Here is a 13,063-nt window from a genome sequence, read left to right as displayed (position 1 = left end):
GGAGTTTTATTATTTTTAAGTCTATTCAAAAGTTAGCTGACAGTCATCTTAAATGTTTTTAATAATTTTTGATGAGCAGAAATTTCAATAATATAATTTCCTTTTTTAAGTAAGTTTTGCATTTCAAAATATTGAGAATTTTCATTGTTCAATTTTTTTGAGATGATCATTCTTCCGGACATATCATAAATTTTCATGATGCAATCTGTTTTTGCAAGAACTTTTCCGCGGAGTGTGAAATTACCATTATTAGGATTGTTGAATAAAACGAGATCTGATGAAACTTCATTTTCAGATGTTGACAGATTTTTGTTGTCGAATCTTGCAATAAAGCAGGTAAGATCATTGGTGTTGGCCGGATTAGGCAGCTGCATCCATGAGCCTTCCATGCTGTAACCATTGTTCGAATTTGTGCTTCCGTACAGATAGAGGGTATTATTATTAAAAGCTACATTAATAGGTACAATCATTTGTGCAAGAATGGTAGACCCTCCATAATAAGAGCTCCATACCAGATTTCCTGAAGAATTGAATTTTGCAAAATAAAAGTTATAGTAATTAGCGGCATTTATTTCGGGTGTTTCCTGGTAAGCTCCCGGCGTTGCAATATTATTCCCTATGCCATATGTATTTCCAGTAATATAGATGTCATTTCCGTTTACCGCAATCACCTTATCGAATTCATTCATATCTTCCGCTGAAGATCCAAAATAAGTACTCCATTCCCGATCTCCGGACAAAGAAAATTTGGAGAGAAAGATATCCGAGCCTCCGGTCACATACTGCTTGTAGCTTGATGGGGTTCCAAAGAAGCTTGTGCCGTCATAATTATAATCTGTCCCGGCAATATAAACTCCTGTTTCATTGACATCCAGATCTACAAGAATGCCCAAACCTGTAGATGGGGCAGGTCCGTAATATGTTCCCCATTGCCTTGTTCCGTTTATCGCATTCATTTTTGTAATAGAGCTTGATGCAGGAGAGGTCTGAAATGCTCCCGCAGTAGCCATTGTATTCAGTGCAGGATTGGTGTTTGATCCGGAAATCATATAGAGAGAACCATTGTAATACTTCATAGCCGGTGCCATGCCGGAAGGCATGTAGGTTCCCCATATTCTTTGTCCGGTGGGAGAGAGTTTCAGCAAATAACCATTTGCAGCAAATTGTCCGTTGGGAGTAGGTATAAAATCATAGTCTTCCTGCAATACACCCGGTGTAGATAAGTTGGTGCTTAAGGTGGTTGTACTGTAAATATACAGATTATCCGCCTCGTCAATTTCAATATTAATATTCATTTGAGTTGAAGGCAGATAGCTCGCCCAGAGAAGTGTTCCGGAAGGGGAATATTTTGCCAGGATAATTTTGGCAGGTGAAGAAGGTTGCGGATCGGTACTTAAATATACTCCTGCTGTTGGCTGAATGGTCGGAGAAACAGCGTATGAAATATAATATCGGTTGTCCTGGTGATCGATTTTTTCTAAAAGTGTTGAAAACTGATTATTGGGATATCCATAATACGAGAGCATTCCCGAAGGTGTAATTTGGGTTTCAAAAAGATGTATGCCCGGCTGAGTGATATATGAATTTCCACTGCCTACTAAAAACTGATTGAAATATGCAGGTCCGTAATTGGAAGAATTCCATATATTGCCTCTTAAATGCATATTCCTTTGAGAATCGAACAGAATTCCTTTGTTAATATATACCCCTGCGATCTGACCGCCGGTTGCTCCAAAATAGGTCCCCCAGGTTCTTGCATATTCAAAATTATTTTGAGAAAAAAACTGACTGGAAAACAGCGTAAAAAGTAAGAATGTATAAATTTTCATATCATAGTTATTAGCCTATATGGCGTTTACATTTAAAAAGGGATTATCCTTCGGTCTGATTCATTATAATTTTACCATGAAATTACAGTAGAGTCAATGGAAAGGCTGAATAATAATAATCAAAACACAATGATTGAATAATATATTGATATTAATTGTGGATGAAAATATGAAAATTAATTGATATTTTATTCAACATTTTGTGACAAAATAATATTATTAGGGTTTTATTGATGTAAAATTTAATTTAAATTAAATTTTTTCTAATATTTATGATGAAATGAAAAAATCAATCTTTTAAAACATGTTATAGTTTTATTTTGGATAAGTAATTTGTTGCATTCTTTTTAATATTTCATGAAAACTGATCAGAAAAAAACTGATATATTTGTTTTTTAACATTACTAAACTATGGAAAACATTTTTGATGTAAAAGTTGTTCAGAATTACATTGACAGGATCAACACGCTTACTCCTGAAACACAGCCGTTATGGGGTAAAATGTCGGTAGACCAGATGCTTGCTCATTGTAATGTTTCTTATGAAATGGTGTACGAACCGGAAAAACACAGAAAGCCGGGATCTATTGCGAAATTTATTTTAAAAACATTCGTGAAATCCAAAGTTGTAGGTGAAAAAGGATATCCCAAAAACAGCCCTACAGCTCCTCAGTTTATCATTGCCGACAGGAAAAATTTCGAAGAGGAAAAGAAAAGACTGATCGGTTTTATCCAGAAAACACAGCAGCTGGGAGAAACAGCTTTCGACGGTAAAGAATCCTTCTCATTCGGTAAACTGAAGGCCCGGGAATGGAATAATATGTTTGCCAAACATCTGAATCATCACCTGGCGCAATTCGGAGTATAATTTAAATTAAACTAAAACACATGAAAAAAATATTACTATTTCTCGTTCTCATTTCAAATGTTCTGTTCTCACAAATGCCTGATATCTCCAATGTCTGGTTAAATAATGGTAAAACTTACACAGGAACAATCGGCAGCAAAGATCAGCAGATCAAACTTAAAATTGATATCTCCGAACAGGACCGGAAAAATGATCAGGAATATTTTGTTTCGGGTTATACGATGGTGGATAAGAATTATACCAAATTTGAAGGTAAATTTAAAATCAAAAAATACAGAGACTCCGGTAAAAAAGGAACTGTATATGGCGAATATGAACTTGCCGAAGAATACAAAGGAAAGCATTCCGGGATGTTCAGAGGAAAATTTGTATACACGTTTCGGTGGAATAAAAACAGCGAAAAAGTTGAACAACAATATATAGAGCTTACCGGTGACTGGAAAAGCTATGACGGGACTCTGGATTTTAAAACCCGCATACAGAACAGTCAGTAATTTAACTTAAAAAAGATAATTCTTAAAAACAAAATATGAAATTAGGAGCTTTTTCAATCAGTTTAAGTGTAAAAGATCTTCAGAAGTCTAAAGATTTTTACGAAAAGTTAGGATTCAGCCAGATGGGCGGAAATATGGATCATAATTATCTTATTATGAAAAACGGAGACCACATCATCGGTCTTTTTCAGGCGATGTTTGATGGTAACATGCTTACGTTTAATCCGGGATGGGACCAGAATGCCCAAAATATTGATCGTTTTGATGATGTCCGCGATATTCAGAAACAACTAAAGGAAAAAGGTGTGGTGCTGGAAAAAGAGGCCGATGAAAATACCTCCGGACCGGAACATATTTACCTGAAAGATCCCGACGGAAACATGATCCTCATCGATCAGCACAGATAAACTAAAAAATATATTATTATGGCTACAGTAAATGTTTATTTAACATTCAACGGAAACTGCATGCAGGCTTTCGACTTTTATAAATCTGTTTTCGGGGGAGAGTTTCCCTACGTAGGAACTTTTGGCGAGATGCCTCCAATGGAAGGTAAGGAAACTCCTGAAGAAGATAAAAATAAAATTATGCATATCAGCCTTCCGATTTCCAAGGAGACGATACTTATGGGAAGCGATACGGCCGGAGAATGGGCTTCAAATCATAAGGAAGGAAACAATTTTTCGATTTCCATCAATGCAGAATCCAGGGAAGAAGCAGATAAACTGTTCAACGGACTTTCTGAAGACGGAAAAGTGACCATGCCGATGTCTGATACTTTCTGGGGGGCGTATTTCGGAATGTTTACCGATAAATTCGGAATCAACTGGATGGTAAATTATGACGATCCTGCCAAAACACAGCAGCATCCGTAAAGAGTAAAGAAGACCGGCATTAGTGCCGGTTTTTTTATTTTAAATTAAAACCAGACATAAATCATTTTTATAAACTGATTATTTTGCTTATTATTGATAAATGATATTAAACTTCAAATTTTAATAGATTTTAGTAATAAACAATAAAGAATGAAAATTTTAAGATTATTTGCGGCAGGACTCCTTATGTTTGGTATTTCTTCAATTCATGCACAAAAAAGCGATCTCGGCGCATGGTATATGTATTTTGGAAATAATAAAATCAGCAAAAAATTAAACTGGCATAATGAAATTCAGTACAGGAATTTCGATGCAGGCGGAGATCTCGAGCAGCTTCTGATCCGTACGGGAATCGGATATGACCTTACTGAAAACAACAACAATATTTTATTAGGGTACGGATTTATTCTAAGTCAGCCTTATACGAACGGTGAAAAAACTGAAAATATTGAGCACCGCATCTTCCAGCAGTATATCACGAAGCAAAAATTCGGAAGATTTTACCTTCAGCACCGTTATCGTCTGGAAGAACGGTTTCTTGAAGATGATTTCAGGATGAGGTTCCGGTATTTTTTAGGATTTAATATTCCCATCAACAACAAAGAGCTTGTCCCGAAAACTTTTTATGCATCTGCATACAACGAAATATTTCTGCATTTCAACAGTCCGGTTTTCGACAGGAACAGGGTTTACGGAGCATTAGGATATGTTATTAATAAAAATATGAGAATTGAAGCGGGATATATGAATCAGATTCAGGAGAACAGGAATCGCGGGCAAATTCAGATCGGGTTTTATAACAATATTCCTTTCACAAAGAATTAACAGGGAATTTTTATAATTAATTTTTACCAACCTTCATCTGTCTGTTTACGGCTAATGAAATTCTTTTAGCATTCTTTTTGAAAAAAACATTACATTTAATAATGAATAGAATGAAGAAAAGATGACAATGTCAGAAAAGTTGCATTAAAAATCAATAAACAAATATATGAGCCATCCGATCATTGTAGAACAGAAAGTGAATGCGCCTGCAGAAAAGGTTTGGAAAGCATTAACGGACATAGATGAAATGAAAATATGGTATTTTGATATCCCTGATTTTATCCCTGAACCAGGAACCGTTTTTAATTTTTATGAACCGGGAGACGAAAGAAAATATCATCATCAGGCAGAAATTCTGGAAGTTATCCCGGAAAAAAAACTGAAACACACCTGGTTTTATCCCGAATTTTCAGACCAGAAAACCACGGTAACCTGGGAGCTTTATCCAGAGGGGCTGCAGACTGTCATCAGACTGATTCATGAAAATATTAATGCTTTTCATAATCTCGGTGAAAATTTTTCCGAAAAAGCTTTCACGGAAGGCTGGACACAAATCACAGAACAAAGCCTGAAACGGTATCTTGAAAGTTAATCTTCATACTTATTATATTACAATTTGGTGAACCTGATAAGTAAATTAGCAGGGTGCCATAAATTTTGCTAATTTTGAAAAAATTTTTAGAAATCAATGAAGAAAAATATTATAGCCGGTCTTGCGGCAATCTTATTGTTGTCAGCCTGCAAGGATGATCGAAAAGTTCTGGATGCATTGGCAGATTACAACAACTCTATGGAGCAGAAAGGATACCACTTCGGGGAAAAACTTATCCTGCCGAATGAAGTTACCGATGAAGCGGAAAGTATATCCATTAGTTTCGGGGATAAAGAAACTTCCAGTTTGACAATTGATCCGAAATTTTTTACACTAGGCGATAATCCGGTTACCTTTAATATCAAAACCAAAAGCGGTGAAACGCTTACCCAGGATGCAACCATAAATGTTTTTGCTAAAAATCCGGAGGAAAAAATGTCTTATGAAATCGTAGCAGAATATCCTCATGATCCAAAGAATTTTGTTCAAGGCTTCCAGGTTGAGGGAAACACTGTCTATGAAAGTGACGGACAAAACGGCTCTTCCCAGATATTAAAATACACATTGGGAACCACAACACCACTTGCTTCAACAAAACAGCCGCAGGAAGATTTTTCTGAAGGAAGTACTATTGTAGGAGATAAGGTCTATCAGCTTACATGGCAGAGTAAGAAAGGATATATTTACGATAAAAGCTCCCTGAAGTTATTATCAGAATTCGCCTATCCTAATGTGCTGGGTGAAGGTTGGGGACTTACTTACGATGGAAAAAATCTTATTGCATCAGACGGAAGCAAACTTCTTTACTTTCTTGATCCTGCCAATCCTTCAAAACTGGTAAAGTATATCGCAGTAGCAGGAAGCGCACAAGCATACGATCAGCTGAACGAACTGGAATTTCACAACGGATTTATTTACGCTAATGTCTGGCAGAAACCTATTGTTTTAAAAATTAATCCTCAGAATGGAGAAGTTGTAGGAACATTTGATTTTACGGATATTGCAAAACAAAATACCAAAGGAAGTGATGATGTACTCAATGGTATCGCTTTTAAAGGAGAAAATATGCTCGTAACAGGGAAAAACTGGCCGAAAATTTATGAAGTTGCTGTTAAATAGGTAATGATTATATTTAAAATTCTGATTAAGCTTTAAATTTTAAATAAAATAAATAGTAAATTGGTAGCGTTCCTTTGGAGCGCTACTTCAGTAAAATAATTTGAGAATATTATATTTGATATTGGTGTTTGTTTTCTGCTCTCTTTCAGCGCAGAAATCTCTTCCTTTGGATACCCTGAAACTGAAGGAAGCTAAAGATATGCTTGCTGATGATTACGGAAACCTCTATATCTACAAAAACAAAGATTTCAGTCTCACCAAATATGATTCGCTGGGAAAACAGATAGGGCAGATGATGCTTACGGTGCCCTTCAAAGTTCAGAGCGTACAGAATCCGCTGAGTGTGCCGCTTTTCTCGGAAAATGCGCAGGAACTTAAATTTGTTGACCAGAATATGAATGAGATCCAGCGCGTGGATTTTAAACAAAAATTCGGGTTTATAAAAATGGCCTATGCGGAAGACCTTCAGCAGCTCTGGCTGTTGGATGAAAGTACCAAAAGGCTCATCCAGTACAATTTCAGAAACGAAACCATTATTAATTCTTATCCTTTTGATGCGAGTTTCGATGATCTTATGGATCTTCTGGTGTATGAGAATAAGATTTACATATTAACAAAACAGGCTTTTCGGGTATATACTTTTAAGTTTGAAAAAATCTTTGAAGCACCGGTAGAAAATGGGAAACGTTTCAGAAGGGAAAATGAAAATATTTTAGTGATTACCAATAATGCTATTTTAAAATACATTCAGGAAAAAGAAATTGTTAAAATTTTTCAGGATCCCGAAGCGCGGATTGTGGATAAAAATACCCTTTCTTATTTTGAAATCAAGACCAACAAACTTTATCTTTACAGCCTCGAAAAAGAGGTTCAGCCGCAGCAGGAACCGGAAGAGAAGCAGAGAGAACCGGAGCAGGAGGTGAAGCAGCCTGAAGAGAAGCCGGCAGAATCCGGAAGCCCGGAAGAAAAGCTGGAGAAAAAGACTCAGGAAATTGAAGATAAAAATCCTTCCGAAAGCTCTTTGCAAAAGTTGATAGAGGATATCTCAACGCTGGAATCAGGCGGCAATTAGTCGGTAAAAATCAAAAATATTAAGGAGAAAATATGCATATTGCAGTTACAGGAAACATCGGAGCAGGCAAAACTACTTTAACCACCATGCTTTCTAAACATTACGGATGGGATGCCCAATTTGAAGATGTAGATCACAATCCATACCTTGAAGATTTCTATGCAGACATGAGCAAGTGGAGTTTTGCGCTGCAGATCTATTTTTTAGGTAGCCGTTTTCAGCAGGTGAAAGAAATAAGGGAAAGCGGAAAAAATATCATTCAGGATCGAACGATTTATGAAGATGCCCATATTTTTGCAGAAAACCTGAACGATATGAATTTGCTTTCAGACAGGGATTTTAATAATTATTCATCTTTATTTAATCTGATGAAATCATTTGTTTCTGCGCCCGATCTTTTAATTTACCTAAAGTCTGATGTGCCTAATCTGGTAAAAAAGATTTATAAAAGAGGAAGGGAGTATGAAGCATCAATCAGCATAGAATATCTTTCCAAGCTCAACCAGAAATACGAAAAGTGGATCTCAAATTATACGGAAGGAAAACTGCTTGTCATTGAAGTAGATGATCTTGATTTCGTAGAAAAGCCGGAAGATTTTGGTTTTATCCTTGAAAAAATTGAGGCGGAGCTTTATGGTCTGTTTTAGAAAGATTTATTAAATTAAGATAGTTCTGGTAGTATTCTTGCTACATTTGTTGTAATCAGAATATATTTAAAATCATTAAAAATGTTAGTGAAAGTCTTACACAACGGAAATTGCTCAAAATCCAATGCGGTTTTGGAGTATCTTGATGAAAATGGGGTTCCGTTTGAAATCATTAATATTGTTGAGGAACCGTTGACCGTGCAGGAAATTAAAGCCGTTCTTAAAAAGCTCAATCAAAATGTTTTTCATATCATCAGAAAAAATGAAAAGCTGTATGTTGAAAAATATGCTGGTAAAAACCTTTCAGAAGAAGAATGGATAAAGGTTTTATCCGAAAACCCTTCTCTCATTCAGAGACCTATTTTGATTAAAGGTTCTGTAGCTATGCTGGGTAGGCCTGTTGAAAATGTAAAATACTTTATAGACAAATAACTAAAAAGTCAGCTTTTTGAGCTGACTTTAAAATTTTATAGTAGAATAACGCCTTCTATCTTGGCTACTTCCTTATAAATAGTGACTACCTGATTGGCATCCAATACAAATGCATTGATGTTGCAGGCTGTATATTTTCCGTTTTTACTTTCCCTGTTTCCCAAAGTAAATTTAATCCCGTCAAAAACCCGGTAAATTTCGGTAAGTTTTGCCTGATCGGTCGGAATAATAAATTTGAATAAATAATCTTCCGGAAAATCATGATGATCTTCCAGTTTTGTCCTTAATGAATTGTAAAAATCATCCGGACTTGCATGTTGATTTCCTTGTAAAATATCCATCTCCAGTTGTAAATAATATATAAATATAACGAAAATTTTTCTACTTTCCAAGTGGGCCTAAAAGCGATCTGGAATTCTGAATCTCGTAATCTTCAATAATGTTAAACAGACCGTTCACCAGTTGCTCAGAAGCCATCTGACTCAGTCCGCCGGAATTTACCGTAGTTTTACTCCCTCCAAGCAGGCCATTCAGAAGATTACTTCCTGATAAGGCTGTATTGATGCTTCTTGTAATGCCATATTGGTTCAGCTGCTCTTCAACTTTCGGCGTAATTGTGGCGATAAGCTGTTGTGATGTCTTTTCCTTCAGGATAAGTGTGGCTGTCCCTTTTTCTCCCTGGATGATTCTTGTAACATCCTGAGCATTAAGGCTGTTTACGGCATTTACAAGAATAGGTTTTGAAATATTTACGGTATAGACGGCTGCGTCTGCAATATATTCTCTCTCTTTAGCTACCAGTGAAGGTGCTACTTTTTCAAGCATAGAATTGATTTCCCGCAGCTGTTTAGGAAGAGCCTTGTCTACCATGTTATTTTGCAGAAAAGCGTCTCTGTTGCTGTAGATGTTCACTCCTTTATCTATTCCGTTCAGAAGTAATCTTTTAATAACCGACAAACCGAGATCTGACGTTGCCAATGTAGTGCAAGACTGCACTGATGTATTGATGACAGCTCCAGTACCTATAATAAAGGCAGCAGCGATGATGTATTTTTTCATTGTAATGATTAAAAATAAATATATTCTCAAATAATAAACCAAATTTAATTACAAATATTGTTTTAACAAATTTTATAATAGTGAATATTGAGAATGTTAAAAAATTAGTATGAGGATAAATTATTTTTGATTTGAACTAAATATTAAAAATAAATATTTTTTGTTAAAAACAGATCTTGTGATTAAGTATAATAGCTATTTTAAACTAAAACTTGAATATCTTTTTTAAAATGGAAATATTATCTCTATTTTATACAAATTGATGTTTTAACTAAAGTATAAAAACATTAAGTAAAATTAACATTGTTCAAGATATTTTTATAATTTTGACTAATGTCTTTTTGTGAGAATATGCGATATTTTCATGATAAGCAGGAAAAAATCAGGCATTTTTTCCATCACTATGATTGTACGAATAAAAAATAACTATATGAAACAACGTGATTTAAAGTATTCATGTCTCATTGCTGTTTTATACTTCGGTATGAATGTCAATGCACAAACCACACCAAATGATACTGTTGCGAAAGAACAGAAGATTGAGGAAGTGGTGATGATTGGATATGGTAGTAGAAGGAAAGTTGACAATACTGCAGCAATTAGCTCTATTAGCGCGGAAGAAGTCAGCAAAACAAAAGTGTTAAATCCAACTCAGGCTATTCAAGGTAAAGCTGCTGGTGTTCAGGTTTCTGCATCGGATTTGCCCGGTTCAACACCTTCAATTGTTATTAGGGGTTTAGGAACAGCACTTGGTGGAAGAGAACCACTTTATGTGGTAGATGGAATGATGGTTGGTGGTATTTCTAATATCAATACTAATGATATTCTTACTTACGACGTTCTAAAAGATGCATCAGCTTTAGCAATTTACGGTAATAGAGGAGCAAATGGAGTTGTAATCATTACTACAAAGAGTGGTAGAGGTAAAGGTATTTCTGTAGAATATGATGGATTTATAGGAGTAAGAACACCTCTTAAAAAGGTGAAAATGGCTGGTAGTAATCTGTTTTCTTACTATACTAATACAGCGTTAGGAACTACGAAATTTTCTCAGGATCAACCTGTAAATACAGATTGGTTTGATGAAATAACAAGAGTAGGTATATACAATCAACATAATGTTTCAGTTTCAGGTTCTTCAGAAAATGCAAAGTATTTCTTCAGTGCAAGTAATTATGATGAAAAATCAATTCTTAAAGGTACAGATTATAACAGAACTACAGTAAGAACCAACAATGAGTTTAAAATAGCCAAAGGTGTAACGCTTACTCAGACGTTAAGTGTTGCTTTTTTTAATGTCACTCCAAAACCATTAAGTGCTTTTACTGCTGCTTATAAGCAATCGCCTATAGTTCCTGTTTATTTTGGAACGGGGCAGTATGGTGTTTCTTTTGTAGGAGCAGATGGTTTTGCTTCAACAACAGGTTCTTCATTTAATAATGTTGGTAATCCGGTTGCACAATTAAATTTCAATAATCAAAGAAATAATGATTTTCAGTTACAAGGGAGTGCAAAATTAGATGTAGATATATTTAAAGGACTTAAGTATACAGGACAGTTTTCAGGACAGTATAATAACGCAAAAAGCTATAACTATACTCCAACCAGACAGATTTGGCTAGCTAATGACCCTACAAGAACTTTAGCCCAATATAATCCATCTGATCCAATCAATACTTTAACAAATAATAGATCAAATGATTTTAATTATGCAATCACAAACTATTTAACATATAATAGAAAGTTTGGAGTTCATGATATTGAGGCTACGGTAGGTACTGAACTTACAGTCTTTACTGGAGCAGAATCTGTAGCATATACAAGAAATAATGTCTTAGAAAACAGTAATTACTGGAATCTTGACGGGACTAATTATGCAGGTAATAATTTGGCTACCTTAAACTCAGTAAAAGCAAATGATGCTAGAACATTATCTTATTTCGGAAGAGCTCAATATAAGTTAATGAATAAATATTTATTGACAGCAACTATAAGAAGAGACGGTTCTTCTCAATTTACAAAAGATAACAGATGGGGAACATTCCCTTCTTTTGGTGCTGGTTGGGTTGTATCTGAAGAAGATTTCTTAAAAGATGTTTCTTTCTTAAATCTATTAAAGTTGAGAGGTGGCTGGGGTAAATTAGGAAACCAAAATGTACCACTTAACTTCTTGCCTTTCGCAACAGGTCAAAATTACAATTATTACTTCAATGGAGTTGCGAATAATGGAGGAACAACATTGGTAAGATATTTTGATCCGAATTTATCTTGGGAAATAGTTAAAGGTAGCAATATTGGGCTAGATTTTGAGATGTTGGATAGAAGATTAACAGGGACAATTGATTTATATAAAAAGGTTACTGATAATCTAATTCTCCAGGCTACACCTATTAGTACTACAGGTTTGGAAGAAGCAGGTTATTCTCATTTAGGTCAAGTTACAAATAAAGGTATTGAGATATCTTTAGGTTGGGGAGATAGAATTGGTCAGGATTTTTCTTACTCAATCAATGCAAATTATTCATTTAATAAAAATACTTTAGATAAGCTTGGTGATGAAAATGTAAATGACATCAATGGTGGGAGCTTAGGAAATGGACAGTGGACAAAACTTTTATCAGAAAAAACACTAGGGCAGTCTCTGGGAAGCTTTTATTTATGGGAAGTAGCTGGATATGATGCTAATGGAAATTTTATTTACGTGGATACTGATGGAGATGGTAAAAGCGGTGCGGCAGATGCAGATGACAGAAAATTCTTCGGATCTTATATTCCTAAATCTACTTTAGGTATTAATATCAATCTAAAATATAAAAATGTAGATTTATCAGTAAATGGTTATGGAGCATTTGGCTTTAAAGTTTATAATGGTAAAAAGGCACAAAGGTTTTCTGGAGAAAATATAGAGTACAATGTTGCAAATGATTTTTGGACTCCAAATAATACTTCAGCTGAAAACCCGGCTCCATTTAATTCAGTTCCGATCGCATCTAATTATTATTTAGAGTCTGGAGATTTTTTCAGAGTAAATAATATTACTTTAGGATATAATATTGATACAAAATTAAAATCAATTAAAACAATACGTTTATATGTAAATGCAATTAATCCTTTTATAAGCCAAAAATTCTCAGGATTTACTTCTGAATTACCAGGAGATAATAATCCATACGGAAGTGCAGGTATTGAATTAGATGCATATCCAACTGTGAGATCATTTGTATTTGGGGTTAATGTAAAATTTTAAATTGT

14 protein-coding genes are annotated in these 13,063 nt (G+C 34.9%); 11 read left to right on the top strand and 3 right to left on the bottom strand.

Annotated elements, in window-relative coordinates; genetic code table 11:
• Nucleotides 1-32: 32 nt before the first annotated feature.
• Nucleotides 33-1,829 (bottom strand): T9SS type A sorting domain-containing protein, encoded by a 1,797-nt coding sequence (locus tag M0D58_RS05010; protein WP_248393954.1) that lies wholly within the window; start codon nucleotides 1,827-1,829, stop codon nucleotides 33-35.
• 411 nt (nucleotides 1,830-2,240) lie between these two features.
• Here M0D58_RS05010 and M0D58_RS05005 point away from each other — a divergent pair, with 411 nt between their 5' ends.
• The 10 genes from M0D58_RS05005 to M0D58_RS04960 all read left to right on the top strand — a co-directional run bounded on the left by M0D58_RS05005 (nucleotide 2,241) and on the right by M0D58_RS04960 (nucleotide 8,752).
• Nucleotides 2,241-2,696: a DinB family protein gene (locus tag M0D58_RS05005; protein WP_248393953.1), complete on the top strand. Its 456-nt coding sequence runs from the start codon at nucleotides 2,241-2,243 to the stop codon at nucleotides 2,694-2,696.
• A gap of 20 nt (nucleotides 2,697-2,716) precedes the next feature.
• On the top strand, nucleotides 2,717-3,190 hold the full coding sequence (locus tag M0D58_RS05000; RefSeq protein WP_248393951.1) for a hypothetical protein: 474 nt from the start codon (nucleotides 2,717-2,719) through the stop codon (nucleotides 3,188-3,190).
• Nucleotides 3,191-3,225: 35 nt separating this feature from the next.
• The gene (locus M0D58_RS04995) at nucleotides 3,226-3,597 is read left to right on the top strand and encodes a VOC family protein (protein WP_248393949.1); all 372 of its coding nucleotides are present in this window, start codon (nucleotides 3,226-3,228) and stop codon (nucleotides 3,595-3,597) included.
• Between the two features lie 18 nt (nucleotides 3,598-3,615).
• Complete coding sequence (locus M0D58_RS04990) at nucleotides 3,616-4,065, top strand: VOC family protein (RefSeq protein WP_248393947.1); 450 nt, start codon at nucleotides 3,616-3,618, stop codon at nucleotides 4,063-4,065.
• Between the two features lie 150 nt (nucleotides 4,066-4,215).
• The gene (locus tag M0D58_RS04985) at nucleotides 4,216-4,890 is read left to right on the top strand and encodes a DUF2490 domain-containing protein (protein ID WP_248393945.1); all 675 of its coding nucleotides are present in this window, start codon (nucleotides 4,216-4,218) and stop codon (nucleotides 4,888-4,890) included.
• Nucleotides 4,891-5,056: 166 nt separating this feature from the next.
• Nucleotides 5,057-5,482 carry an SRPBCC family protein gene (locus M0D58_RS04980; protein ID WP_248393943.1) on the top strand — a complete coding sequence of 142 codons (426 nt, stop codon included), beginning with the start codon at nucleotides 5,057-5,059 and terminating at the stop codon, nucleotides 5,480-5,482.
• A 96-nt stretch (nucleotides 5,483-5,578) separates the two neighbouring features.
• Nucleotides 5,579-6,601, top strand: a complete 1,023-nt coding sequence (locus tag M0D58_RS04975) for a glutaminyl-peptide cyclotransferase (RefSeq protein WP_248393941.1) — start codon at nucleotides 5,579-5,581, stop codon at nucleotides 6,599-6,601.
• 100 nt (nucleotides 6,602-6,701) lie between these two features.
• Nucleotides 6,702-7,673, top strand: a complete 972-nt coding sequence (locus M0D58_RS04970) for a hypothetical protein (RefSeq protein WP_248393940.1) — start codon at nucleotides 6,702-6,704, stop codon at nucleotides 7,671-7,673.
• A gap of 32 nt (nucleotides 7,674-7,705) precedes the next feature.
• Nucleotides 7,706-8,320: a deoxynucleoside kinase gene (locus M0D58_RS04965; protein ID WP_248393939.1), complete on the top strand. Its 615-nt coding sequence runs from the start codon at nucleotides 7,706-7,708 to the stop codon at nucleotides 8,318-8,320.
• Between the two features lie 81 nt (nucleotides 8,321-8,401).
• A complete protein-coding gene (locus M0D58_RS04960) occupies nucleotides 8,402-8,752 on the top strand; it encodes an arsenate reductase family protein (RefSeq protein ID WP_248393938.1) in 351 nt (116 codons plus the stop codon).
• A gap of 35 nt (nucleotides 8,753-8,787) precedes the next feature.
• Here M0D58_RS04960 and M0D58_RS04955 read toward each other — a convergent pair whose 3' ends face one another.
• Nucleotides 8,788-9,093 (bottom strand): DUF493 family protein, encoded by a 306-nt coding sequence (locus tag M0D58_RS04955; RefSeq protein ID WP_072884052.1) that lies wholly within the window; start codon nucleotides 9,091-9,093, stop codon nucleotides 8,788-8,790.
• Between the two features lie 40 nt (nucleotides 9,094-9,133).
• Nucleotides 9,134-9,811: a DUF4197 family protein gene (locus M0D58_RS04950; protein ID WP_248393937.1), complete on the bottom strand. Its 678-nt coding sequence runs from the start codon at nucleotides 9,809-9,811 to the stop codon at nucleotides 9,134-9,136.
• Nucleotides 9,812-10,241: 430 nt separating this feature from the next.
• Between M0D58_RS04950 and M0D58_RS04945 the strand changes: the two genes are divergently transcribed.
• Nucleotides 10,242-13,058 (top strand): SusC/RagA family TonB-linked outer membrane protein, encoded by a 2,817-nt coding sequence (locus tag M0D58_RS04945; RefSeq protein WP_248393936.1) that lies wholly within the window; start codon nucleotides 10,242-10,244, stop codon nucleotides 13,056-13,058.
• The last annotated feature ends 5 nt before the right edge of the window (nucleotides 13,059-13,063 follow it).

The organism is Chryseobacterium nepalense (assembly GCF_023195755.1).
GTDB lineage: Bacteria > Bacteroidota > Bacteroidia > Flavobacteriales > Weeksellaceae > Chryseobacterium > Chryseobacterium nepalense.
This window is presented reverse-complemented; position numbering and strand designations above follow the sequence as displayed.

Coding starts and splice junctions, on each gene's coding strand:
- M0D58_RS04990 (WP_248393947.1), top strand. CDS start 3,616: ATGGCTACAGTAAATGTTTATTTAACATTCAACGGAAACTGCATGCAG.
- M0D58_RS05000 (WP_248393951.1), top strand. CDS start 2,717: ATGAAAAAAATATTACTATTTCTCGTTCTCATTTCAAATGTTCTGTTC.
- M0D58_RS04955 (WP_072884052.1), bottom strand. CDS start 9,093: ATGGATATTTTACAAGGAAATCAACATGCAAGTCCGGATGATTTTTAC.
- M0D58_RS04975 (WP_248393941.1), top strand. CDS start 5,579: ATGAAGAAAAATATTATAGCCGGTCTTGCGGCAATCTTATTGTTGTCA.
- M0D58_RS04950 (WP_248393937.1), bottom strand. CDS start 9,811: ATGAAAAAATACATCATCGCTGCTGCCTTTATTATAGGTACTGGAGCT.
- M0D58_RS04965 (WP_248393939.1), top strand. CDS start 7,706: ATGCATATTGCAGTTACAGGAAACATCGGAGCAGGCAAAACTACTTTA.
- M0D58_RS04945 (WP_248393936.1), top strand. CDS start 10,242: ATGAAACAACGTGATTTAAAGTATTCATGTCTCATTGCTGTTTTATAC.
- M0D58_RS04960 (WP_248393938.1), top strand. CDS start 8,402: ATGTTAGTGAAAGTCTTACACAACGGAAATTGCTCAAAATCCAATGCG.
- M0D58_RS05005 (WP_248393953.1), top strand. CDS start 2,241: ATGGAAAACATTTTTGATGTAAAAGTTGTTCAGAATTACATTGACAGG.
- M0D58_RS04980 (WP_248393943.1), top strand. CDS start 5,057: ATGAGCCATCCGATCATTGTAGAACAGAAAGTGAATGCGCCTGCAGAA.
- M0D58_RS04995 (WP_248393949.1), top strand. CDS start 3,226: ATGAAATTAGGAGCTTTTTCAATCAGTTTAAGTGTAAAAGATCTTCAG.
- M0D58_RS04985 (WP_248393945.1), top strand. CDS start 4,216: ATGAAAATTTTAAGATTATTTGCGGCAGGACTCCTTATGTTTGGTATT.
- M0D58_RS05010 (WP_248393954.1), bottom strand. CDS start 1,829: ATGAAAATTTATACATTCTTACTTTTTACGCTGTTTTCCAGTCAGTTT.